Raw genomic sequence first — 24,200 nt, 5'->3', positions numbered from 1 at the left:
GGGCGACCGACCGATGAGCGTGGATCTACCATGAGAGCGAGCACCCGCAGACAACAAAGCCGTAACTTGAAAGGCGAAGGGTATACTGATGAATAAAACAAGACAGCATGAGTTAATGCACTGGTTGAAAAAACAACGAAAACCGGTGCAGTTTTGGCTCAGGTTATCTATGTTGCTTGGCTTGTTAAGTGCAGGATTGATTATCGTTCAAGCAGGGTTACTGGCAACCCTGTTACAATCTTTGATTGTGGATCAGCTTCCCCCTACCCTACTGCTTAAATATTTTGGCTTACTGATCATCACCTCTGCATTACGTTCTCTTATCCATTGGGGACGTGAGCGAATTGGCTTTATTAGCGGTATGCGGATCCGATCGCGGATCCGTAAAATCGTGTTGGATAAACTGGAACAATTGGGGCCATCTTGGGTGCAAGGCAAGCCAGCCGGGAGTTGGGCGACGATTATTCTTGAGCAAATTGACGATATGCAAGATTATTATTCACGTTACCTACCACAAATGTATCTTGCTGCTTTTATCCCGTTATTAATTTTAATGGCTATTTTTCCCATTAATTGGGCAACAGCGCTGATTTTATTGATCGCCGCTCCCTTGATACCCCTGTTTATGATGTTAGTCGGCATGGGAGCGGCAGAGGCAAATCGGCGCAATTTTATTTCCTTAGCGCGCTTAAGCGGTAAATTTTTCGATAGTTTACGAGGATTAGATACCTTGCGCCTATTTCATCGCGCGCAAGCCGAAACCGATCAAATTCTCGCAACATCAGATCAATTTCGCCGACGAACCATGGAAGTACTGCGTTTAGCTTTTCTTTCTTCCGCCGTGTTAGAATTTTTTGCCGCGGTTTCTATCGCAATGGTGGCCGTTTATTTCGGTTTTTCTTATCTCGGTGCACTCGATTTTGGTCGTTATCATACCGGAGTGACTGTTTTTTCTGGTTTTTTCGTATTAATGCTCGCCCCAGAATTTTTCCAACCTTTGCGGGATCTCGGTACCTTCTATCATGCCAAAGCACAAGCACTGGGTGCCGCTGAATCACTGGTCACCTTTTTAACAAGTGAAGCGGAAACCACCATCAACACTGGAAATAAAAAACTATCCGATGATGATCCCATCACGCTCATCGCCAATCAATTAGAAATCATCGCCACCGATGGTACTCGCCTCGCTGGGCCATTAAATTTTTCGGTAGTTGCCGGGCAACGCATTGCCATCGTCGGTCATTCCGGGGCGGGAAAAAGTTCATTACTGTCTCTGTTACTTGGTTTTTTACCTTATCGAGGATCAATAACAGTCAATGGAATCGAGCTAAGAGAGCTTGATTTAACAGCATGGCGTCAGCAGGTAAGTTGGGTCGGACAAAATCCTTATCTCCCTGCACAAACCTTGGCTGAAAATATTTTGCTGGCTAAACCCGATGCCAATGAAACGCAACTACAGCAGACCATCAAACGCGCCTATGTTGACGAATTTTTAACGGATTTACCGCAGGGGCTAACAACGGAAATTGGCGATCAAGCCGCCCGCCTTTCGGTTGGCCAGGCACAGCGGGTCGCAGTAGCACGGGCTTTGCTCAATCCCTGCCGCTTATTATTATTGGACGAACCCAGTGCTAACCTTGATGTCAATAGTGAACAACGTGTAATGAGCGCATTAATGGCCGCTTCCCATGCGCAAACAACGCTGCTGGTGACGCATCAGCTAGAAAACACCGTCGATTATGATTTGATTTGGGTCATGGAGCGGGGTTTGCTGATTCAGCAAGGGGATCACGCGACGCTTAGTAAAACTGCAGGGGCTTTTGCCAATTTACTTAGCTATCGACGCGAGGCAAGTTCATGATTCTACTTCCCTTCTTAGCATTGTACCGCCGTCACTGGTTTTGGATCAGTTTGGGAATTGTGCTCGCAACCCTCACCCTGTTAGCCTCAATAGGACTGCTTACACTTTCAGGCTGGCTGTTAGCAGGTACCGCCCTCGCTGGATCGCCTGGACTATACAGTTTTAATTATTTATTGCCCGCGGCAGGAATAAGAGCGGCAGCCATGATAAGAACTGTGGGACGTTATACCGAGCGAGTTGTTAATCACGACGCTACTTTTCGCGTCCTCGCTGATCTGCGTGTCTTTACCTTTAAAAAAATCCTACAGTTATCCCCAGCAAGCACCAACCGCTTTCAACAAAGTGATCTCTTGAATCGGCTGGTTGCTGATGTCGATACCTTAGATCACCTTTATCTACGTGTGATCGCTCCCTTTATCGCCGCATTAATAGTGATATTGGTCGTCACTTACGGATTAATTTGGCTGGATGTCACATTGGCGTTCACATTAGGCATTATTCTGCTGGGATTATTACTGCTCTTGCCTATGGTTTTTTATCGGGCGGGTAAACCTATTGGCGAGGCGTTGACGCATTTACGCAGTCGGTATCGCTGTCAGCTTACCCGCTGTTTGCAGGGACAAGCAGAACTGTTGGTATTTGGTGCTTTTGGGCGATTTCGCACAAAATTAGAAAAAATTGAACAACGCTGGTTAGCTCAGCAGCAACAGCAAGCGTCCTTGGTAGCGATTGCCCAATCACTGATGATATTCGCCTCTGGCCTGACGGTAACCTTATTATTATGGTTAGTAACGGAAAATATGACTTTCACTCACAGAGAAGGCAATAATCAATCGGGAGCACTCATTGCATTACTTGTCTTTACAACAATCGCCGCTTTTGAAGCTTTATCACCAGTAGCTACTGCTTTTCAATACTTAGGACAGGTGATCACTTCTGCTCGGCGCGTGCTAGAACTGATTAATCAACAACCCAGCGTCGTCTTTCCTAACAAGGTTACCGCCGTCGCAAAAAAAATAGAGCTGGAAATAAAACAGCTGAGTTTCACTTATCCCGATCAGCCATTACCTGTCTTGCAAAATATTTCATTATCCATAGCAGCAGGGGAACATGTCGCCATCGTTGGACGTACCGGCTGCGGGAAGTCAACATTATTGCAATTATTAACCCGTGCATGGGATGTGACTCAGGGTGATATTTTTATCAATCAGCAACCCCTAGCAAATTTTAATGAAAAAACATTACGTCAGATGATGGTGGTTGTCAGTCAGCGGATCCATATTTTTAGTGATACTTTGCGGGCAAATTTGCTACTCGCCTCTCCCCTCGCGACAGATAATGCATTGGAAACAGTACTAAACCAAGTTGGATTACAAAATTTGTTAGAAAATAGTGAAGGTTTAAACGCATGGCTAGGAGAGGGAGGCCGCAGCTTATCAGGTGGAGAACAACGCCGTTTAGGCGTTGCCCGGGCGCTTTTACATCCCGCCCCATTATTGCTACTGGATGAGCCAACAGAAGGATTGGATGCGACTATCGAGCAACAAATTTTGTCTCTATTACGCCAACATGGTCAGCATAAAAGTATGATATTGATCACCCATCGCCTGTACGGACTCGATACAATGGATCGCATTTGTGTCATGGATGCAGGCCGCATTGTTGAACAAGGTGATCATAGGCAATTAATGAACAAGAAAGGTCGTTATTATCAGCTCGGTCAATGGAGCGCTAAAGTATAAATATATGGATATCACTCAGCTAGCAGCGCATTCTTTTACTTTTCCCGCGCCAGAATTAGCATTGCAGGAGCCTAATGGCCTCTTGGCTTTAGGCGGCGATCTCCGTGTCCCTCGACTATTGGCAGCCTATCGGCAAGGGATATTCCCTTGGTTTAGCCCAGGTGATCCGATCCTGTGGTGGTCACCCGATCCCCGTGCCATACTCTATCCCACAGAATTGCATATCAGTCGTAGTATGCGCCGCTTCCTGCGCCAATGCCCTTATCGTTTTACGCTTAATTGTGCTTTTTCTGATGTGGTAACAGCTTGCGCTACTGTGCGTAAAGAAGAAACCTGGATCAGCGGTGAAATACAGCAAGCTTATTGTCAATTACATCAACTAGGCTATGCCCATTCGGTGGAAGTATGGCAGGAGGATATACCCTCCGCCTTTGACGCCGCCGCGTTGTTGGCTACGAGCCCTCGCTCTCAGGTAGATCTACACTCATCGGGTTGCACACCCTGGCCGCCTAGCGGCAACTTCAAAGACTGTGGGTATAAACTGGTTGGCGGTTTATATGGTGTCGCGCAGGGCACGTTATTTTGTGGTGAGTCAATGTTTAGCCTGGCAGATAATGCGTCTAAAAGTGCATTAATGGTTTTCTGTCATCATTTTTCTTCTCATGGAGGAGAATTAATTGACTGTCAGGTGCTCAACGCTCACACTGCATTACTTGGCGCAAGAGAAGTCCCGCGCCATTATTTTTTACAACAATTGCGGCAGCTACAACTTAGTTCAGTATCGACTGAATGTTGGCCAGTTCAAGTATTGTATATACCCAATGAATTTCGAGTTACGGCAAGGCGGCAAGGGAGTGAGACCGATGAGCGTAGACATACTACGTGATTCGGCGAGCACCCGCAGCCAACGCCGCCGTAACTTGAAAGGCGAAGGGTATAGACCTCTGGCCAGCTTAGAGTAAAATATTGAGATACCCTTCTCCTTTAAAGCAGCCGCGGTATGCAACACACCTTTACATAATGTAGATTTTTCGGCATTATCTTTCGGTTAAAAATTAAGGTAGTAACCCCTAGAGGATTCGATGGCCAAAGAAGACAATATTGAAATGCAGGGTACCGTCATAGATACGTTACCAAATACCATGTTCCGCGTTGAATTGGAAAACGGACACTCAGTAACCGCTCATATCTCTGGTAAAATGCGTAAAAATTATATCCGCATTTTAACAGGCGACAAAGTCAATGTGGAATTGACCCCATACGATCTCAGTAAAGGCCGTATTATCTTCCGTGAAAGGTAGAGATCCCTCGCCCCCGGTTTAGGCGAGGAAAGTGATTAGAATTTAAAAACGCTAACGCATTGTTTGTATTCGCTGGTAATTTAGTACTGACTTTTATTACTGCCTTGTCGCGTGCAACGGGTATTTATCGCTTTCGGCTAACTTATCCGTAGTTCGTGACTGGGATGAGTGCCAGTAGCCAGCGCCGCCATAACTTGAAAGGCGAAGGGTATAAAATTTTACCTCCTTCCTTGGCGGCAATGTCATATCAGTTAATTAAGAACGGCTCCAGCCGCTTTACGATTTTTGGCTGCTTGAAATTGGTAGCTGAGTTTCTGTTTATTTTTATCTAAACTAACAATAACCGAGCCACCATAAAGTAGTGATCCAAACAACAGTTCATTAGCCAATGGTTTTTTCAGATTTTCTTGAATGATCCTCTCCATTGGCCTTGCTCCCATCGCCCTATCATAACCTTTTTCTGTCAGCCAATTACGTGCCTCATCACTGACCTCCAGAGATACTCCCTTCGCATCGAGCTGTGCTTGCAATTCGACGATAAATTTATCAACAATTTGCTGGATCACGATAATTGAAAGATGATTGAACCAAATAATATTATCCAAGCGGTTACGAAACTCCGGTGTAAATATTTTTTTGATTTCTTCCATCGCGTCGCTACTATTATCCTGTTGTTGAAAACCAATAGAGGTTCGCTGGGATTCCCTTACCCCCGCATTGGTTGTCATTACAACGATAACATTACGAAAATCGGCTTTGCGACCATTATTGTCGGTTAGCGTGCCGTTATCCATTACCTGCAATAACAAATTAAACAAATCAGCATGTGCTTTTTCGATTTCATCAAGCAGTAAGACCGAATGCGGATGTTTGATCACCGCATCCGTCAATAATCCCCCTTGATCGTAACCAACATATCCTGGAGGCGCACCAATGAGACGACTAACAGTATGACGCTCCATATATTCAGACATATCAAAGCGCAGTAACTCAATATGTAACGCCTTCGCTAACTGTACTGTAACTTCCGTTTTTCCGACACCTGTCGGGCCAGCGAAAAGAAATGAGCCGACAGGTTTTCTCTCATGACCTAACCCCGCTCGACTCATTTTGATGGCTTCGGTTAAGGCTTCAATCGCTTTATCTTGCCCAAATACCAACATATTCAATCGAGCGCGCAAATGTTGTAGCTCATTTTTATCACGTTCTGAGATAGTTTTCTCTGGTATCCTTGCCATTCGTGAGATCACAACTTCAATATCTGCCACATTAACGGTTTTTTTACGCTTATTAGATCGCATTAATCGACTACGTGCGCCAGCTTCATCAATGACATCAATCGCCTTATCCGGTAAGTGGCGATCATTAATATACTTAACTGACAGCTCTACCGCAGCACGTACTGCTTTAGTGCTATAACGTACATCATGATGCATTTCATATTTTGGTTTTAACCCATTAATAATTTGTATTGTTTCTTCCGCGGTGGGTTCTGTAATGTCAATTTTTTGGAAACGACGCGCTAAAGCATGATCTTTCTCAAAAATATTGCTGAATTCTTGATAAGTCGTCGATCCCATGACTCTAATTTTTCCGCTAGAAAGCAGAGGTTTTATCAAATTAGCCGCATCAACTTGTCCACCAGAAGCTGCACCTGCACCAATCATCGTATGAATTTCATCAATAAACAGAATGCTTTCTTTATCTTGCTCGAGTTGTTTCAATAATATTTTGAAACGTTTTTCAAAATCGCCCCGATATTTGGTACCCGCCAACAATGAACCAATATCGAGAGAATAAAGCTTACATTTTGCGATAATTTTTGGCACATTGCCTTGCACAATGCGCCAAGCGAGTCCTTCAGCAATAGCGGTTTTACCCACACCCGACTCACCGACCAACAAAGGATTATTTTTTCGTCGGCGACACAATACCGTAATAGCACGTTCTAATTCATTGTCCCGACCTATAAGCGGATCGATACTCCCTACGCTAGCCTGTTGATTAAGATTAGTGGTGAAATTCTCGATGGATTCTTCTCCCATTGAAGATTCTTCACTCACCGAAGACTCTGTATCTTTAGGGAGTTGTTCTGATTCATTTTTACACAAACCATGGGCAATAAAATTCACCACATCTAAACGGCTAACATCGTGTTTGCGTAATAAATAAGCCGCCTGAGATTCCTGTTCACTGAAGATAGCCACTAATACGTTAGCGCCTGATACTTCACCACGTCCGGATGATTGAACATGGAATATCGCCCGTTGTAATACTCGTTGAAAACTCAATGTCGGTTGAGTATCACGTTCTGTTTCCGTATCCGATAATATCGGTGTGGTTTGTTCGATAAAAGCTTCTAACTCTTGCCGTAAAGCAACAAAATCAACTGCACATGCCACTAGCACTTTTTCTGCTGTCGGATTATTCAGTAACGCCAGCAATAGGTGCTCCACGGTCATAAACTCATGTCTATTCTCTCGCGCATTGGCGAAAGCCATATTAAGACTGAGTTCAAGTTCTTGATTGAGCATAGGCACCTCCCCAATAAATTGCCTTAATCAGGCTTTTTCCAATGTGCAAAGCAATGGATGCTCATTTTTTCTAGCGTATTGATTGACTAACACTACCTTAGTTTCTGCAACTTCTGCGGTGAAAACACCACAAATAGCTCTACCTTGATAATGAATATCCAGCATAAGTTGCGTGGCAAGTTCGATATCATAAGAAAAGAACTTTTGCAAAACATCAATGACGAACTCCATCGGAGTATAATCATCATTATTCAGTATAACTTTATACAAAGAGGGGGGTTGCAGTTTATCAATCTGTTGCTCATTAACTAAATGTTCGACATCTAGTCCAGCATGGTTGTCTTTCATTACTCGCCTACTATTTACTAATATTTTTTTATTTACTGTCTATACCCAATGAATTTCGAGTTACGGCAAGGCAGCCAGGGCGACCGACCGATGAGCGTGGACATACCATGAGGCGAGTACCCGCAGACAACAAAGCCGTAACTTGAAAGGCGAAGGGTATAATCTACATTGGCTCGCTATATCAACTCACCCACAGCCAACTATATTTACTCTCGTGCTAAAGCCTCAATAGGACTCAAACGCGCAGCATTACGAGCAGGCAAATAACCAAAAACAATACCAATCACAGTCGAGCATAAAAAAGCACTCAACATCGCCATCGGTGAAAAAACAATAGGCCAGCTAGGTAACAATATTGACATAGCGAAGCCAACGATCAATGACAGCATCACCCCCAAAATCCCCCCCACTAAACACAACAATACGGCTTCAATCAGAAATTGTTGCATAATATCCCCTGGACGGGCACCCACGGCCATACGAATGCCTATCTCACGGGTACGCTCTGTCACTGAGACCAGCATAATATTCATCACGCCAATACCGCCGACGATCAAGGAAATCACTGCGACCAATGTTAAAAAAAGTTGCATTGTACGCGTGGTTTTTTCTGCTGTTTGTAGAAGGGTATCCATATTATAAGTGTAAATATCTTTCTTGCCATGACGTAATGTCAACAAACGAACTAGCTTTTGTTCAACGTCTTTGCTGTCATATCCGTCTTTAATGCGCACGGTAATTGAATCAAAATAAAATTTACCGTTCAATCGCTTTGACATAGTACGGTACGGCACCCATACCTGCAAAGTCTCACTGTTGTTAAACATCGATGGTTTTTTTTTCACCACACCTATTACCGTAGCAGGCATATTACCGATCAATATCACTTGACCTACCACGTTTTCCAAATGAGGGAACAAAAGCCGCTGGGTGTTATTATCAATCACTACCACTTGGCTTTGTTGATCAACCTGATATTGGCTAATAACGCTTCCCTGCGCCATCGTCATGCCAAAAACATGAAAATATTGACCATTGACACCAAACACATGACCAGCAACATCAACATTCCCCGAACGCAAACGCATACTACTGGCAATCAGCGGTGAAATCACATCAATATAAGGCTGAGCCTTTAACGCTTCTAAATCATTAGCCGTCAGTGAGCGTAAATGGCTAGGCTCGTCATCACCATAATCTTCCCCCGGATAAATATGAATAGTATTAGTACCGATAGCCCGAATATCAGCCAATACTTTTTTCTGTGCCGCCTCGCCAATCACCAAAATAAAAACCACCGAGGCGATACCAATAATGATCCCTAACATTGTCAACCCAGTACGCATTTTACTCGTCATCATGGCACACCAGGCCATCAATAATGATTCACGCAGCCGGAAGACGGTTTGTTGCCACGAGGGAATATCCGCTTTCGGGCTCAAAGATTTCGTTGGCAACTTATTGGGCGACGGTTTAAAACCTGAATCAGCAATAATACTACCGTCACTAATTTCAATAATCCGTTCAGCTTGAGCCGCAACCTGCGCATCATGCGTGACGATAATGACAGTATGGCCTTGTTGTTGCAGCTGTTTAAGAATAGTGATGACTTCCACAGTAGAATGACGATCTAATGCCCCTGTGGGTTCATCAGCCAAAATAATTTTTCCACCGTTTATCAATGCTCGAGCAATACTGACCCGTTGTTGCTGCCCGCCAGAAAGCTGATTAGGCCGATAATTAGCTCGGGCTGATAATCCTAGGCGTGTCAGCAATGTGATCGCTCGTTCATGTCTTTTATTGTTAGACCATCCAGCATAAATAGCGGGTATTTCGACATTATGGGCTGCATTAAGATGAGGCAATAAGTGATAACGTTGAAAGATAAAACCAAAATGCTCACGGCGTAAGATGGCAAGTCCATCGTTATCAAGCGACGCTACATCCTGACCATTAACCAGATAAGTGCCTGTGGTCGGCTGATCTAAACAACCAAGAATATTCATTAAGGTTGATTTACCAGATCCAGAAGCGCCCATGATGGCTACCATTTCTCCCGCGTTAATTTTCAACGATATATCCTTTAACACTTCAACGCTCTGTTCGCCAGAAGGATAGCTACGGTGGATAGATTTCAGTTCAAGTAGCGGCATCATAATGTTTTCTCTTGATGACTACGGCCGATAATAACCTCTTCACCAAGCATCAAGCCGGAGAGAATCTGCGCATTTATGTTGTTACGAATACCAATAGCAACCTCACGTTTTTCTTCTTTGCCATTTTTTAACACAACGACTTGATAGAGATTATCAGCCAATTTTTGCTTCAAAGCAGCCAAGGGGACTACCATCGCTTGCTTGATATTGCTTAATTCTATGGAGATTTGTGCCGTCATTTGCAGACGAAGTAAAGCATCCGGGTTAGGAACTTCGAAACGTGCGAGGTAAAAAACAGCATCGTTGATTTTCTCCGGCATCAATAAAATATCTTTCAAAACACCGTGAAAATGTTTGCTCTGATCCCCCAATATAGTAAACGACGCTTTTAAACCCGGTGTTAAATGGATAACATCAGCCTCAGAAACTTGCGCGTTGACTAACATGGTTTGCATATCCGCTAAGGTTAAAATAGTGGGTACTTTTTGTGCAGCAATGACAGTTTGACCTTCTAGGGTAGTGATTTGAACAACTTCACCCCCCATAGGCGCGGTAATTTTTGTATAACCGAGATTAATTTTTGCACTCTCTAAACTGGCGATGGTTTTATCGATTTGGGCTTTAATAGTCTCTAATCTGGCATTTTTTATCTCTAGATCAGTGCTGGCTTTATCTAGCTCATGCTGTGAAATGACATGTAATTTAGCCAAAGTATGTTGACGATCTAACGTTAATTTGGTCAATCTACGCTCTGCCAACCCTTGCCGTAACTGTGCATTCAAATCCTGTAAAATCGCATTTACTTCTCGGATCCTGCTTTCTGCCTGTTGCGCATCTATTACCGCTAACAACTGACCTTGCGTCACTTTATCACCGAGCTTTACATACAAATGTTTCAGTTGGCCACTCACCTGAGCCCCAACATCCAGTTTGCGTACTGCATCAAGCTTACCGGTTGCTAATACTTTTTTCTGTAGATCTTGCGTCGTTACTTTTATTGTTTGATATTGAATAGGATGAGGTGCTATGAAATATTTTATGGTAAAAAAAACAGTAATCACTAGAATAATAATTGCTATGCCACTTCGTTTTAATCCTTTAAACTGTATCAAAATTATTATCCGCCTTATTTAATAAGTATCACCCAATTATTTTAAATTTTTGATTATAATATAATAAAAAATTAATATAAAAATAAAAACGATGATTATTTAATATAAATCCATGCTTTTTTATTATTTAATCTTAAATAGATGGTTTTAAAAGTCATGAATAAACATATTAAAGTTTTTTTGACCCCGTATCCACTAGAATAAGAAACCACGAGAATAAGAAGTTTTGAATAAGCTCAATAGATCATAAAAAATAATGCTTAATATATTTTGACTATACTCTGACACAATCTACCGGAAGCCACATAATTAAACGTAAACCACCGAGTTGACTCTCTTCCGCTAATACCCAACCTTGGTGCTGAGTGACAGCTGTTTCTACAATAGCCAAACCTAAACCGGTTCCTCCCGACGTACGATCTCTAGCTTCATCGGTACGATAAAATGGCCGAAATATCTGCTCACGATCTTCCGGGCTAACGCCAGGACCATCATCATCAACAGTAATGGTAATACCCTTATTATCTGCGCTAAATGCCACTACAATGTGTTGATATGAATAACGCAAAGCATTACGCACGATATTTTCTAAAGCACTTTCAAGTGCCGACGGATTACCAAATAATGCCCATGCCTCCGGGGGGCTCGCCACTTCGAGCGTCTTTTTTAACTGCTCCGCTTCAAATTTTGCGTTATTTAGCATATCGCTCCAGAGTTCATCGGCTTTTAGTGGTTCACGCCGCAATTCATGTTTATTGCGAGTACGGGAAAGTACCAACAAATTATTAATCATACTATCAAGCCGTTGGACATCTCTTTCAACCCGTTCCAGCTCATTTCCCTCTCCATAACGACGACGCATCAACGCGGTAGTAAGTTGTAAGCGGGTTAATGGGGTGCGTAATTCATGGGAGACGTCAGAAATAAGACGTTGTTGCGCGGTAGCCATACGCTCTAATGCACTAATCATCTGATTGAAACTGGCACCGGCGGCTAAAAATTCTTGTGGCCCTGATTCCAATTCTGGATGCTGCTTCAAATTGCCACGAGCAACATCATCGGCCGCATTTTTCAAATTACGAGCCGGTTTAGCTAAACTCCAAGCAAGCCAAAATAATAAGGGTGCACTAATTAACATCGTGGCAAGAAGCAGTAATAGCGGACGATCAAACATCATATTGATAAAATCAGACTGTCGATGATTGGCCGAGCGGATAAGATAAAGTTGATAACGTTCTTTACCGTCAAGAATAGAAAATGGCCCGACTATTTCTAAACGACCATACTCCTTTTTTTGAGGCGCATTTTCATCATCTGATTGACCGATAAAATTGCGTACCATTTGCATTTCTTTATCCTTGGCACCGATCACTCTCCCTTCAGCCGTCACCAATACTAAATGTTGACCAGGCGGTGCCCATTTTTCTATCACGCGCCGTAGACGACGCCACCACATAAGATCATCGTCCGGTTCACTGGAAAGTTCTGCTTCGATGTGTTGCTTCAACATACTACCCTGACGCTTACCATCATCCTGCAGAGGAATTATTTGACGTGAATCTAGCTTCGGTATCATCAACACCAACAGCACCACCAGTGATAATGTGAACCAAAAAATCGTAAAAATACGAGTGGTCAGACTGGCGATCATTTTTTTGCGACCATCAGATAGCCACGTCCTCTCAATGTTTTAAACCAATGGTATCCCCCATCTTCACGTCCTGGTAACTTACGGCGCAAGTTAGAAACGTGCATATCAATAGCACGATCAAAGGGAGTGAGACGTTTACCTAATACCTTCTCACTCAATTCTTCACGCGATACTACCTGACCGATACGTTCCGCTAATAAATAAAGTAAAGTAAATTCGGTACCGGTTAGATCAAGTACTTTTTCATGAAAAGAGGCTTCTTGTCGGCCAGGATTCAATTCTAAACCTTCCACTTTTAATATCCGCGCACTCTGATCCTCATTTTGTGGTTGATGACTTTGTAATATCCTACCGATTTGTGCTATCAAAGTGCGTGGTTTAAATGGTTTCGCATGGTACTGATCAGCCCCGAGCTCAAAACTCAGCGTCTGATCTAATTCAGTATCACGTGCCGTTAACATGATCACTGGAGTCTTATAATTTTTTCGAAGCTCTTTTAAAGTTTCGATCCCATTTTTTTTGGGCATCATTATATCCAGCAATATCACATCGATAGAATCATCTAATAACTTCAAGGCTTGCTCGCCATCATAAGCAACCACCACCTCAAAAGCTTCCATTTCAAGTAGTTCTTTCAAAGAAGCACTTATTTCACGATCATCCTCAACCAGTAAAATTTTATTCATAGTAATTTCATCTCTTTGATACGAAATACGTTATCAACCACCAGCATTCTATTAGGTTAGGTAATTTGCCTTAAAATTACATAGCAAACTGAATCTTGGCGTGATAATGCGTAAATTAATAAGATTTAATGATGGTATCAATGTTAGTTTTTAGCTTCTCCGCTATTATTTGCTGCCCATACAATCGTAGCAGATAGTTTGCATTATGGAGACGGATAGTTAATTAGAAGATGCTTTATTGAAGTTATCGGCTATCGCTCGTCGATCATCGCGATTTTTGACATCCTCTCCCACTGAATTTTCAGTGAGAGAGCCCCGAAGGTAACGGCGTTTTTTAGCCCATTTTTTCATCAATTGAGTGTCGCTCAAGAAAATTTAGAACAGGTGCTAAAAGTCTTTCAAATACATACAAACTAGCGGAGCGATATTGATTATTACACGCCTTATAACCAAAGCAGTTTAATTTGATTTAAATGTTGTCGTCACTTTCCGTACTATTTGTACTGTCTGCGCTCCTCCGTATTGAATCAAATTAAAATGCTTTGCCTATGCAAACGTTTTAGCTACCCATTGCAACTATTTTGTGCACGCTAATATTTTGCCAAAAAAAGCTCAAAATGCTTATTTACTTCGTGTAGACTCGGCTTTTTGAGCTTGTTTTTGATGAAATTAGTGAGCACAAAAAATTTCGAACAAACTCTAGACTTGTCATACACAAGTGGCGGTCTGTGAAGTGGGAAGCTCCCAATAGGGCGGGAACAGTCACATAATATACCCTTCGCCTTTGAAGCCGCCGCGCGTTGTTGGCTGCGAGTGTTCGCCGAATCACGTAGTTGTCTACGCGCATCGGTCTCACACCCTGGCCGCCTAACGGCAACTTCAAGGGCTGTGGGTATAGACCTCTTTCCAAACCTACTACGTGACGCGAATCCTGCGTTGCCCGATGCTCGCAATCCTCATGTACTTATGGCAACGAAGGTTGCTGTGCTCCGGGGGGTGCCTTGACTTAGCATAACGAACTACGGTTTGGAAAGAGATCTAATGAGGAAGTGTTATGCAACAAAGTGCCGTTGTCGTTTTTAGTGGTGGTCAAGATTCAACGACTTGCTTGATCCAAGCCTTACAACAATATGAAAAAGTGCATTGTATTACTTTTGACTACCAGCAACGTCATCGTGAAGAAATCGAGGTTGCAAAAAAATTAGTGAAAACATTAAATAATGAGCGCACTGAAAAAAATGGCATCGTCCATAAAATTTTAGATGTAACATTACTTAATGAGTTAACAATAAGCAGTTTGACACAAAACCATATCCCCATACCTCCTTATACCGACGCTAATAAGCACAATAACAAAAAAGCTATTCCCAATACTTTTGTGCCGGGTAGAAATATTTTATTTCTTACATTAGCGGCCATCTACGCTTACAAAATAAATTCGACAACCGTTATTACCGGCGTATGTGAAACCGATTTTTCAGGTTATCCTGACTGCCGTGATGATTTTGTAAAATCACTTAATCAAGCCATCAATCTCGGTATTGACCGACATCAACCTATCAATTTTATTACCCCATTAATGTGGCTCAATAAAGCTGAAATATGGGCTTTGGCAGACAGCTACCAAAAATTAAAGTTGATTCGCAGCTCTACATTAACTTGCTATAAAGGCGATATAGGCGATGGTTGTGGGCAATGTGCCGCCTGTCACTTACGATCTCAAGGTCTTATTTATTACCAGGCTAATAAACAGCAGGTAATAGAAAATTTACAGAAAAAAATCAACCGTCTTTAATATACCCAATGAATTTCGAGTTACGGCAAGGCGGCAATCAATCGAATTCCAGGAGTGTACAGGTAGTACATGACTGGAATGAGTGATCGCTGCCAACGCCGCCGTAACTCGAAAGACGAAGGGTATTCCTCCCCGGCTGAATTTTCCGTGGGGAGGGTTCGCTAGAAAGAGGTCTATTATTTATACTCTTCGCCTTTGAAGCCACCGTGTTGTTGGCGGCGGGTGTTCGTATAGCCGAATCAGTTTAATTTGATTCTGTGTTGTCGTCACTTGCCGTACTATTTGTACTGTCTGCGCTCCTCCGCCGTGAATCAAATTAAACTGATTCGGCTATATGTCTACGCTCATCGGTCGGTCGCCCTGGCAGCCGAAGGCAACTTTTCAAAGGCGAAGAATATATTTCCAGCTTACAATTTCAATTTGGCACTATTACGCTCTAGAAATGATGGCCCTATGCCTGAAACTTCCTGGAGCTGATCAAGCTCAGTGAATCTGCCATATTGTTCACGATAGCTGACTATCGCTTCAGCTTTTTTCATACCGATACCATTGAGAGACTTTGCCAATTGTTCAGCAGTAGCTGTATTGATGCTAATCCGATTTGATGGTGGCTCTTTTTTTGTATCAACCACAGTATTTTCTTTAGATTTATTGTGTATGTTCTGTGACGGACTGGCTGTTGTCGCTATATTTTTATCAGGAATATTCGTGTTAATCGGTACCGCATTCAGTCTCAGTGTTGTACCCCATCCTGTTAATAACAACGCTAATATCAGTAATTTTTTACTTTTTTTCATATTGTATCCTCCATGCGTTTAACAACCTGCTTACTTTGCCTCAGGCCATTTTTCCTAGCAATCACTGGAAGATAAATATGAGAATGGCCGCGCAAGCGGCCTTATTTTTGTTAGATCATTTTGCAAATAATTGTGATGCCGATAGCAATTATGATTCAGTAGCACTTATTTTTATCGTCGCTTGTTGATGTAGATTTGCCATCAACGCTTCAAAATTCATACCGCTGGACGCTTCCTGCATTTTATTAATAAAGCTCGCCTCCTCATCTTGGGCGAGTTTTCCCGCAGTAACAGTAAGTAGCTCGATTAACACAAAATTGCCTTTGCTATCCTGAGATAAACCATATACCGGCTTATTTTTTTGTGGGTGAGCTAATGTGAAGATAGTTTTTATCAACATTTCATCATAAGAAGAGCGAGACAGGGTTTCTTTCTTGCCGAAATTGAGACCTTCTTTTTTCATTATTTGAATGTCTTTTTCCTGCCGCAATGCCGCCAAGATTTTTTCACCTTGAGTTCGCGCCGCATTTTCTGCTTTTTGACGTTTAATTAGCTCTCTTATTTCGCTGCTAACCTGATCGAAAGATTGAGGTTTTTCCGGTGTATATCCATCAACACGGATAACAAAAGCTTTTTCTCCTTCAACATTAATCACATCAGAATTACCAGAGCTCGCACCATCAGCCCCGATCAGAGAGCCCTCAAAAATCGCTTGTATTACCGGTTTAAAATTCAATTCAGCAGGGACTGTCCGGCGAGTAAACCAATTAGTTTGTTTTGCTTGCAAATCTGCTGCGACTTCGGCTGATGCCAATGAGTCGTTGTTGTTGGCAGCAGCCGTGCTAACTTGCTGTTGCAGAGCATAATACGCATCTAAGGTTTTTTCTTGCTGTACTTTCTTTAGCAATTCAGTACGCACTTCTTTAAAAGCCCTACTTTGCTCTGGTTTGATATCGTTCAATCGTACTATTAAATAGCCCACGGATGATTTTATTACGTCTGAGAGCTGACCTTTTTCAGTTAAATTAGCCTGTTTCAGTTCATCTAAGGTCATGCTTACTTCTAACCAACCTAAAGTGCCACCATTTTTGCGTGAGATAATATCCACGGATTTTTGTTTAGCAAGGGTAGCAAAATCAGCCCCTGTCTTGAGCTCAGCTAAGATAGCCTGGGCTTCTTTTTCCGTTTTTAGCTGAATGACACTAAAATGTTTTCGCTCTGGTTGGATATAATTGTTTTTATGTTGTTGATAATAGCTTTCTATCTCTTTTTCACTCACTGTAATTTTTTTCTGGATTTCCGCCATGTCCATCAAAATATAGCTAATTTTTATTTCTGCTGGAGCGATAAAGTCTTTTTTGTTTTGATGATAATAATTTTTCAGCTCTTTATTAGTTACCTTTTGGTGCGCTTGTAGCGCGTTGACATCTATAGTAGCAAGACGAACATCACGCTGTTGTAAAACAAGTTCAGCTGTTTTTTTCATTTCCATCGGCAGAATAAATTCGCTGCTACCAACAGCTTGTAATAACTGTTGCAAAATTAATTGTTGACGCTGTAATTGAGCAAACTGATCGGGCTTGTATCCCATACTATTAATTAAATTAAGATATTTAGTATTATCAAATTTATTGTCCGTTTGAAAATACGGTATTTGGCGAATCGATTCTTTTACCTGCTCGTCACTGACTGTTAAACCAAGCTTTTGCGTGTACTGATTAAGTAATACATTATTGATAAGCTGTTCGAGTGTCTGCTGACGTAATTTGCTCATATAGCTTTCATTACTTGCCAAAGTGGAGAATTGCTCTCCTAATTGCTGTTGCATGCGAGCCCGTTCGCTTTGAAATGCTTGCTGTAATTTTGCTTGGCTAATTTTTTCACCATTAACCTTAGCAGCATAATCGTTAGCACCACCCACTAGATAACCACTGACACCCGTTAAGATAAAAGATAAAATAATCAGAACGATAATAATTTTCAGTGCGACACTATTGGTCGCCACCCGTAATTTTTCCATCATAAGGTGATGATACTCCGCTGTAATTTATATTAAAAATCTTAGAGCTTATGCGAAATTTTTTTGCTCTATTAAAGAAAATTTCAAACAAATTTTAAGCATCAAAAAATGGCTGGCAAGTACTGACTTACCAGCCTCTTTTTTATCAATATACCCTTCGCCTTTCAAGTTATGGCTTTGTTGTCTGCGGGTGCTCGCCTCATGGTATATCCACGCTCATCGGTCGGTCGCCCTGGCCGCCTTGCCATAACTCGAAATTCATTGGGTATACTGCAAGGCATTCACCATCCGTTTTTAGGATTTTAGCTCAGCGCCAAAGGGAGGCTGCTCCAAAGCAAAAGAAAGAACATCCTCAATACCTTTCACGGGATGGATAGTGAGATCAGCGATAACATTATTCGGGATCTCCTCTAAATCACGTTTATTTTCATCAGGGATCAGTACAATCTTAATGCCACCACGATGTGCCGCCAATAATTTTTCTTTTAAACCGCCGATAGGCAACACCAAGCCGCGTAATGTGATTTCACCGGTCATTGCAACATCAGCACGTACTGGATTACCTGTCAAACAAGATACCAATGCTGTACACATGGCAATACCAGCACTGGGGCCATCTTTGGGTGTTGCACCTTCTGGCACATGCACATGAATATCACGTTTTTCGTGAAAATCGGCCTGGATACCTAATCTTTCTGCGCGCGCACGTACCACCGTTAATGCAGCCTGAATAGATTCCTGCATCACCTCACCCAATGAACCGGTATAACTCAGTTTACCTTTACCTGGGACACTGGCTGTTTCAATGGTCAGCAGATCACCCCCGACTTCAGTCCAGGCCAAGCCAGTGACCTGCCCAACTCGATTTTCAGTATCAGCACGACCATAATCTACTTTTTGTACACCCAAAAATGTTTTCAAATTGTCGCCATTAATTTCAATATTTTTAATGGCTTTATCCATTAACAAATTTTTTACTGCTTTGCGACAGAGTTTAGATATTTCACGTTCCAGGCTCCGTACACCTGCTTCTCGGGTGTAATAGCGGATAATATTGATAATAGCGCTGTCTTGAATAGTAAGTTCATTTTTTTTGACAGCATTGCGATCAAACTGTTTTGGCAGTAAATGTTGTTTAGCGATATTCAGTTTTTCGTCTTCGGTATAACCAGATAAACGGATCACTTCCATGCGATCTAGCAACGGAGCCGGAATATTCATTGAATTAGAGGTGGCGACAAACATAACATCAGATAAATCATAATCAACTTCAAGATAATGATCATTGAAAGCCACATTTTGTTCTGGATCAAGCACCTCTAATAATGCAGAAGCCGGATCGCCTCGCATATCAGCAGCCATTTTATCGATTTCATCCAATAGAAAGAGCGGATTTTTTACCTTAACTTTAGCCATTTTTTGAATCAGCTTACCTGGCATAGAACCAATGTAAGTACGGCGATGGCCACGAATTTCCGCTTCATCACGCACACCACCCAGCGCCATACGAACATACTGACGACCTGTGGCACGGGCAATAGATTGACCCAATGACGTTTTTCCGACGCCAGGGGGGCCAACTAAGCAGAGAATCGGCCCTTTGATTTTATTAACACGGCTTTGTACGGCAAGATATTCAAGAATGCGATCTTTCACACGGTCTAAACCGTAATGCTCAGTGTCTAGTACCTGTTGTGCTTTAACTAAATCTTTTTTAACTTTACTGCGTCCGTTCCAGGGTACTTGCAACATCCAATCAATGTAGCTCCGTACTACGGTGGCTTCTGCCGCCATCGGCGACATCATTTTCAATTTTTTCAATTCTGCTTCAGTTTTTTCACGCGCTTCTTTCGGCATTTTTACCGCTTCAATTTTACGCTTTAGCATTTCGTTTTCATCGGGCGTATCGTCCATCTCTCCTAGCTCTTTCTGGATGGCTTTCATTTGCTCGTTGAGATAGTATTCGCGCTGGCTTTTTTCCATTTGTTTTTTTACGCGTTTACGGATATTTGTTTCCATTTTTAACACATCAATTTCTTTATCCATCTTCTGAAGCAAATACTCTAACCGATCAGTCACAGAAGGCATTTCAAGAACCTCCTGTTTATCAGCTAATTTCAATGGCATATGTGCGGCAATGGTATCGGCAAGACAGGCTGCATCTTCAATCTTGTTTAAAGATATTAATACTTCCGGGGGGATTTTTTTATTAAGTTTTATACAACATTCAAACTGATGAATTGCGCCACGCACTAAGGATTCTTGCTTCCGCTCATCCATTACTGGCAGTTCGATATGTCGAGTCACCGCCACGAAACATTCACCATCATCTAAAAGGATATCAATCTTCGCGCGCCTTAATCCTTCTACCAGCACTTTTACTGTGCCATCCGGCAATTTCAGCATTTGTAGAATCGACGCAATAGTACCAACAGAAAATAAATCTTCTGGAGCAGGATCATCTTTTGCCGGGTCTTTTTGCGCAACTAAGATGATTTTTTTATCATGTTCCATTGCGGCTTCCAGGCCTCGAATAGATTTTTCCCGGCCAACAAACAGGGGGATCACCATGTGCGGGTAAACAACCACATCACGCAATGGTAATACTGGGATTTCTATACGTTCAGAACGCTTAAGGTTCATAGAACTCTCTCTTAGGTTAGCTTTCTGCCTGACTTATAATGGAATCTTTTCACATCTTCCCCCGCTCCAAAAAACCTTATAGCCAAATCATTTTAACTTGATTTAAGTGTTGTCGTCGCTTGCCGTACTATTTATTTGTACTGTCTGCGCTCCTCCGCCTTGAATCAAATTAAACTGATTCGGCTATAGTTTTACGGTGTGTATTGGATAAAGTACAGATTGTCACGGATTTCACTATTATAGATTGTGGATATATGGGGACAAAAGTCTGAGATTCAACAATAACAATGCGAGGAAAAAATGGGGGACGAAATCCCCCCCCTAAGAGCCTGTTCCAAATCTTCTTGAGCAATGCTCAATTGATGAAGTATCAGCGAGAACAAGGAATTTCGAACAAGCTCTTAGTTATATACCATTCGCTTTGAAGCCGCCGCGTTGTTGGCTGCCAGCTCTCGCCCTCATGGTATGTCCACGCTCATCGGGTCTCACGCCCTGGCAGCCGAAGGCAACTTCAAAGACAAAGGGTATATTCACTTCTTAATTTAATCAGTTATTCTCCAATGGCCTGAGCTTCACTCTTTTTGTAGACGAGCAAAGGGGCAGATTGGCCATCGATAGCCGATTCATCCACCACAACTTTATCCACTTTTTCCATTGACGGTAAATCGTACATCGTATCCAGCAAGGCCGCCTCAACAATAGAACGTAAACCGCGGGCACCGGTCTTACGTGCCATCGCTTTTTTAGCAATTGCGATCAGCGCTTCCTCAGTGAACTCCAATTCAACACTTTCTAAGTTAAACAAGGCTTGATATTGCTTAGTCAGCGCATTCTTCGGTTCTTTTAAAATTTTAATTAAAGCCTCTTGATTTAGTTCAGTCAGCGTTGTGACGACCGGCAGCCGTCCTATGAATTCAGGAATTAAACCAAATTTAATCAAATCTTCAGGTTCTGCCTGGCGTAATAATTCACCTTCACTGGGTTTTTCACAGACACTTTTTACAACCGCGCCAAAACCAATACCCGTGCCTGTATTCAAACGCTGACTAATCACTTTATCTAATCCAGCAAAAGCACCACCACAGATAAAAAGAATTTTTGAGGTATCAACTTGTAGAAACTCCTGCTGAGGATGCTTACGCCCCCCCTGCGGTGGCACTGCGGCGATGGTTCCTTCGATAAGTTTTAATAACGCCTGCTGCACCCCTTCCCCAGAAACATCACGGGTTATAGATGGATTTTCTGATTTTCGCGAAATTTTATCAATTTCATCAATGTAGACAATCCCTCTTTGCGCCTTTTCTACATTATAATCACATTTCTGCAACAATTTTTGTATGATATTTTCTACATCTTCACCAACGTAACCCGCTTCAGTTAATGTAGTCGCATCTGCCATAGTAAAGGGCACATCCAGAAACCGCGCTAAGGTTTCTGCTAACAGCGTTTTACCACTGCCCGTTGGACCAATCAGTAAAATATTACTTTTTCCTAATTCAACACCATTATTACTGTCACCGTTACACAGACGTTTATAATGGTTATACACTGCTACCGCCAACGCTTTTTTCGCCTGTTCTTGCCCGATAACATAATCATCGAGATGATGACGAATTTCATGAGGTGTCGGTAAAGCACTTCGCTCTCTGTGTTGGGAAACATCTTTGATTTCTTCGCGAATTATGTCATTACACAATTCAACGCATTCATTACAAACATACACCGCGGGTCCAGCAATCAACTTACCCACTTCACTTTGGCTTTTGCCGCAGAAAGAGCAATATAGCGGCTTTTCAGAATTCTTTTTGCTCTTATCCGTCATCAATAGACCTCTTCTTTAAATTTCTGTATTAGATTTCTTTCACAGCCTGCTGCGTGGCGCGAATTCTACATTACGCGGTGATCACCATCCTCATGTACTTTGTGTACGCTGCGGGTTGCTGCGCTCCCGCCACTAACTACGGTTTATCACAAGAAACAGTACCGATTCTTAGAGCCTATATGAACAGTATATCGGATCTCTGTAATCAATCCTGATTATACCCTTCGCCTTTGAAGCCGCCGCGTTGTTGGCTGCGGGTATTCACCCTCATGGTACTCCACCCTCATCGGCCGGTCGCCCTGGCAGCCGAAGGCAACTTCAAAGACGAAGGGTATATGACACCATGACCGACAACAAATGAGTAGCCACCAGTGACACTAAACTCTAAATAATAAAGTGGTTATTTTGTACCTTTTTTACCTTTTTTATCCACTTTTTCATCAAGATTAGATACTGCTGCCCGAGTGTATAATATTTGGTCGACTAAACCGTAGTTTACTGATTCTTCTGCCGATAAAAAATAATCCCTTTCTGTGTCTTTTTCTATATCTTCAAGCGCTTTACCCGTGTGTTTCGCCATAAGTGTATTCATGCGATTTTTCACATTTCTGATTTCTTTGCTATGAATTTCTATATCACTCACCTGCCCTTGGTAACCGCCCAATGGCTGGTGAATCATTACACGTGAATTAGGTAAACAAAAACGCTTTCCTTTTGTCCCAGCCGTTAACAGAAAAGCACCCATTGAGCACGCTTGTCCGATACATAGGGTAATGACATCCGGTTTGATAAATTGCATGGTGTCATAAATAGACATCCCGGCAGTAATGACTCCACCTGGAGAATTGATATAAAGAGAAATATCTTTATCTGGATTTTCTGCCTCTAAAAAAAGCATCTGAGCCACGATAAGATTGGCCATATGATCTTCAACCTGACCCGTCAGAAAAATCACACGTTCTTTTAACAAACGAGAATAAATATCGTAAGCACGTTCCCCACGTGATGTTTGCTCTACCACCATCGGCACTAGCGCCATAGTTGATACCTGATCTGCACGACTATATGACATTACCCTCTCCTGATAGAATTTTTTAGCGTCACTGTCATTGATAACCAATTCTACTTGAGATAAGCAACAATAACCATGGCCTAACTTAATTGGGGGATAGAATTCCTTTTTCAAGCTTTGCTTTCTTTTTTACCCAATAGAGCTAGCACCTTATTTTATGATGTATACTAATCTGATGACTTATCCATTAAAATTTCGCCAACATGTATTGGCCATTAAAGAAAAAGAAAAACTGACGTATGCGAAAACAGCGTCTCGTTTTGGCGTAGGGATGGCCAGTCTTATGCGCTGGAATCGCCGCATAACGCCTTGCACGACGCACAATAAACCGGCTACCAAAATAGATATGGAAGCGCTGGCACAAGATGTCGCTCCTGGATTAATCAAGATCTGTTGCCTAAGGTACCCCATAATGCCGTTATTGTGATGGATAATGTCAGTTTTCACAAACGTCAAGATAGACAACATTCAATAAAAAATGCCGGATTTACCCTCGAATATCTTCCTGTTTATTCCCCTGATCTCAATCCCATTGAGCATAAATGGGCTCAAGCTAAAGCTTGTCGTAGGAAATACAGATGTGATGTCGATACTCTGTTTTCTACCTCCTTATTTTGAATCAATTTATACATTGTTAGCTCTAAGCAATGTTCACTTGTC

19 protein-coding genes are annotated in these 24,200 nt (G+C 42.2%); 7 read left to right on the top strand and 12 right to left on the bottom strand.

Going from position 1 to position 24,200, the window contains the following annotated elements:
* Positions 1 to 88: 88 nt before the first annotated feature.
* The 4 genes from cydD (at position 89) to infA (ending at position 4,904) form a co-directional block, all read left to right on the top strand.
* Entirely contained in the window at positions 89 to 1,861 is a 1,773-nt protein-coding gene (gene cydD / locus AACL30_RS13395) for a heme ABC transporter permease/ATP-binding protein CydD (RefSeq protein ID WP_339056941.1), read from the top strand.
* Positions 1,858 to 3,603, top strand: a complete 1,746-nt coding sequence (gene cydC, locus AACL30_RS13390) for a heme ABC transporter ATP-binding protein/permease CydC (protein WP_339056940.1) — start codon at positions 1,858 to 1,860, stop codon at positions 3,601 to 3,603. The genes cydD and cydC overlap by 4 nt, the downstream gene beginning before the upstream one ends.
* Positions 3,604 to 3,607: 4 nt before the next feature.
* Complete coding sequence (locus AACL30_RS16565) at positions 3,608 to 4,489, top strand: leucyl/phenylalanyl-tRNA--protein transferase (RefSeq protein WP_422389553.1); 882 nt, start codon at positions 3,608 to 3,610, stop codon at positions 4,487 to 4,489.
* Between the two features lie 196 nt (positions 4,490 to 4,685).
* Positions 4,686 to 4,904 (top strand): translation initiation factor IF-1, encoded by a 219-nt coding sequence (gene infA / locus AACL30_RS13375; protein WP_339056939.1) that lies wholly within the window; start codon positions 4,686 to 4,688, stop codon positions 4,902 to 4,904.
* Between the two features lie 251 nt (positions 4,905 to 5,155).
* Here the strand turns inward: infA and clpA are convergent, their stop codons facing one another.
* From clpA to cpxR, 6 genes are all read right to left on the bottom strand, one after another.
* Complete coding sequence (gene clpA / locus AACL30_RS13370) at positions 5,156 to 7,438, bottom strand: ATP-dependent Clp protease ATP-binding subunit ClpA (protein WP_339056938.1); 2,283 nt, start codon at positions 7,436 to 7,438, stop codon at positions 5,156 to 5,158.
* A 27-nt stretch (positions 7,439 to 7,465) separates the two neighbouring features.
* Positions 7,466 to 7,786, bottom strand: a complete 321-nt coding sequence (gene clpS / locus AACL30_RS13365; protein ID WP_339056937.1) for an ATP-dependent Clp protease adapter ClpS — start codon at positions 7,784 to 7,786, stop codon at positions 7,466 to 7,468.
* A gap of 206 nt (positions 7,787 to 7,992) precedes the next feature.
* A complete protein-coding gene (gene macB, locus AACL30_RS13355) occupies positions 7,993 to 9,942 on the bottom strand; it encodes a macrolide ABC transporter ATP-binding protein/permease MacB (protein WP_339056936.1) in 1,950 nt (649 codons plus the stop codon).
* Positions 9,939 to 11,051, bottom strand: a complete 1,113-nt coding sequence (macA, locus tag AACL30_RS13350) for a macrolide transporter subunit MacA (RefSeq protein ID WP_422389607.1) — start codon at positions 11,049 to 11,051, stop codon at positions 9,939 to 9,941. Before macA ends, macB begins: the two co-directional genes overlap by 4 nt.
* Before the next feature lie 277 nt (positions 11,052 to 11,328).
* Complete coding sequence (gene cpxA, locus AACL30_RS13345) at positions 11,329 to 12,705, bottom strand: envelope stress sensor histidine kinase CpxA (protein WP_339056934.1); 1,377 nt, start codon at positions 12,703 to 12,705, stop codon at positions 11,329 to 11,331.
* Positions 12,702 to 13,391: an envelope stress response regulator transcription factor CpxR gene (gene cpxR / locus AACL30_RS13340; RefSeq protein ID WP_006704677.1), complete on the bottom strand. Its 690-nt coding sequence runs from the start codon at positions 13,389 to 13,391 to the stop codon at positions 12,702 to 12,704. Before cpxR ends, cpxA begins: the two co-directional genes overlap by 4 nt.
* A 1,054-nt stretch (positions 13,392 to 14,445) precedes the next feature.
* Here cpxR and queC point away from each other — a divergent pair.
* Positions 14,446 to 15,186, top strand: coding sequence for a 7-cyano-7-deazaguanine synthase QueC (gene queC, locus AACL30_RS13335; RefSeq protein WP_339056933.1), 741 nt, complete (start codon positions 14,446 to 14,448; stop codon positions 15,184 to 15,186).
* Positions 15,187 to 15,593: 407 nt separating this feature from the next.
* Here the strand turns inward: queC and AACL30_RS13330 are convergent, their stop codons facing one another.
* The 6 genes from AACL30_RS13330 to clpP all read right to left on the bottom strand — a co-directional run bounded on the left by AACL30_RS13330 (position 15,594) and on the right by clpP (position 23,540).
* Complete coding sequence (locus tag AACL30_RS13330) at positions 15,594 to 15,983, bottom strand: ComEA family DNA-binding protein (RefSeq protein WP_339056932.1); 390 nt, start codon at positions 15,981 to 15,983, stop codon at positions 15,594 to 15,596.
* A 148-nt stretch (positions 15,984 to 16,131) separates the two neighbouring features.
* Positions 16,132 to 18,006 carry a peptidylprolyl isomerase gene (gene ppiD, locus AACL30_RS13325; protein ID WP_339056931.1) on the bottom strand — a complete coding sequence of 625 codons (1,875 nt, stop codon included), beginning with the start codon at positions 18,004 to 18,006 and terminating at the stop codon, positions 16,132 to 16,134.
* 291 nt (positions 18,007 to 18,297) lie between these two features.
* On the bottom strand, positions 18,298 to 20,646 hold the full coding sequence (gene lon / locus AACL30_RS13320) for an endopeptidase La (RefSeq protein ID WP_339056930.1): 2,349 nt from the start codon (positions 20,644 to 20,646) through the stop codon (positions 18,298 to 18,300).
* A 405-nt stretch (positions 20,647 to 21,051) separates the two neighbouring features.
* Entirely contained in the window at positions 21,052 to 21,180 is a 129-nt protein-coding gene (locus AACL30_RS13315; RefSeq protein ID WP_339056929.1) for a hypothetical protein, read from the bottom strand.
* Positions 21,181 to 21,196: 16 nt separating this feature from the next.
* Positions 21,197 to 22,468 (bottom strand): ATP-dependent protease ATP-binding subunit ClpX, encoded by a 1,272-nt coding sequence (gene clpX / locus AACL30_RS13310; RefSeq protein WP_339056928.1) that lies wholly within the window; start codon positions 22,466 to 22,468, stop codon positions 21,197 to 21,199.
* 400 nt (positions 22,469 to 22,868) lie between these two features.
* A complete protein-coding gene (clpP, locus tag AACL30_RS13305; RefSeq protein WP_339058481.1) occupies positions 22,869 to 23,540 on the bottom strand; it encodes an ATP-dependent Clp endopeptidase proteolytic subunit ClpP in 672 nt (223 codons plus the stop codon).
* A 157-nt stretch (positions 23,541 to 23,697) separates the two neighbouring features.
* Here clpP and AACL30_RS13300 point away from each other — a divergent pair, with 157 nt between their 5' ends.
* Positions 23,698 to 23,967 carry an IS630 transposase-related protein gene (locus AACL30_RS13300; protein ID WP_339056927.1) on the top strand — a complete coding sequence of 90 codons (270 nt, stop codon included), beginning with the start codon at positions 23,698 to 23,700 and terminating at the stop codon, positions 23,965 to 23,967.
* Positions 23,967 to 24,158, top strand: coding sequence for a transposase (locus AACL30_RS13295; protein WP_339056926.1), 192 nt, complete (start codon positions 23,967 to 23,969; stop codon positions 24,156 to 24,158). The genes AACL30_RS13300 and AACL30_RS13295 overlap by 1 nt, the downstream gene beginning before the upstream one ends.
* The last annotated feature ends 42 nt before the right edge of the window (positions 24,159 to 24,200 follow it).

This window comes from Candidatus Regiella endosymbiont of Tuberolachnus salignus (genome assembly GCF_964020115.1).
GTDB lineage: Bacteria > Pseudomonadota > Gammaproteobacteria > Enterobacterales > Enterobacteriaceae > Regiella > Regiella insecticola.
The sequence above is the reverse complement of the archived record's forward strand: the minus strand, read 5'-3'. Positions and strand labels throughout refer to the sequence as shown.

Excerpts from the sequence above, each read along its gene's own strand:
- clpX (WP_339056928.1), bottom strand. The coding sequence starts at position 22,468 with ATGACGGATAAGAGCAAAAAGAATTCTGAAAAGCCGCTATATTGCTCT.
- cydC (WP_339056940.1), top strand. The coding sequence starts at position 1,858 with ATGATTCTACTTCCCTTCTTAGCATTGTACCGCCGTCACTGGTTTTGG.
- AACL30_RS13295 (WP_339056926.1), top strand. The coding sequence starts at position 23,967 with ATGGATAATGTCAGTTTTCACAAACGTCAAGATAGACAACATTCAATA.
- lon (WP_339056930.1), bottom strand. The coding sequence starts at position 20,646 with ATGAACCTTAAGCGTTCTGAACGTATAGAAATCCCAGTATTACCATTG.
- AACL30_RS13330 (WP_339056932.1), bottom strand. The coding sequence starts at position 15,983 with ATGAAAAAAAGTAAAAAATTACTGATATTAGCGTTGTTATTAACAGGA.
- AACL30_RS13300 (WP_339056927.1), top strand. The coding sequence starts at position 23,698 with ATGATGTATACTAATCTGATGACTTATCCATTAAAATTTCGCCAACAT.
- ppiD (WP_339056931.1), bottom strand. The coding sequence starts at position 18,006 with ATGATGGAAAAATTACGGGTGGCGACCAATAGTGTCGCACTGAAAATT.
- clpS (WP_339056937.1), bottom strand. The coding sequence starts at position 7,786 with ATGAAAGACAACCATGCTGGACTAGATGTCGAACATTTAGTTAATGAG.
- cpxR (WP_006704677.1), bottom strand. The coding sequence starts at position 13,391 with ATGAATAAAATTTTACTGGTTGAGGATGATCGTGAAATAAGTGCTTCT.
- queC (WP_339056933.1), top strand. The coding sequence starts at position 14,446 with ATGCAACAAAGTGCCGTTGTCGTTTTTAGTGGTGGTCAAGATTCAACG.
- AACL30_RS16565 (WP_422389553.1), top strand. The coding sequence starts at position 3,608 with ATGGATATCACTCAGCTAGCAGCGCATTCTTTTACTTTTCCCGCGCCA.
- cpxA (WP_339056934.1), bottom strand. The coding sequence starts at position 12,705 with ATGATCGCCAGTCTGACCACTCGTATTTTTACGATTTTTTGGTTCACA.
- clpP (WP_339058481.1), bottom strand. The coding sequence starts at position 23,540 with ATGTCATATAGTCGTGCAGATCAGGTATCAACTATGGCGCTAGTGCCG.
- macB (WP_339056936.1), bottom strand. The coding sequence starts at position 9,942 with ATGATGCCGCTACTTGAACTGAAATCTATCCACCGTAGCTATCCTTCT.
- cydD (WP_339056941.1), top strand. The coding sequence starts at position 89 with ATGAATAAAACAAGACAGCATGAGTTAATGCACTGGTTGAAAAAACAA.
- infA (WP_339056939.1), top strand. The coding sequence starts at position 4,686 with ATGGCCAAAGAAGACAATATTGAAATGCAGGGTACCGTCATAGATACG.
- clpA (WP_339056938.1), bottom strand. The coding sequence starts at position 7,438 with ATGCTCAATCAAGAACTTGAACTCAGTCTTAATATGGCTTTCGCCAAT.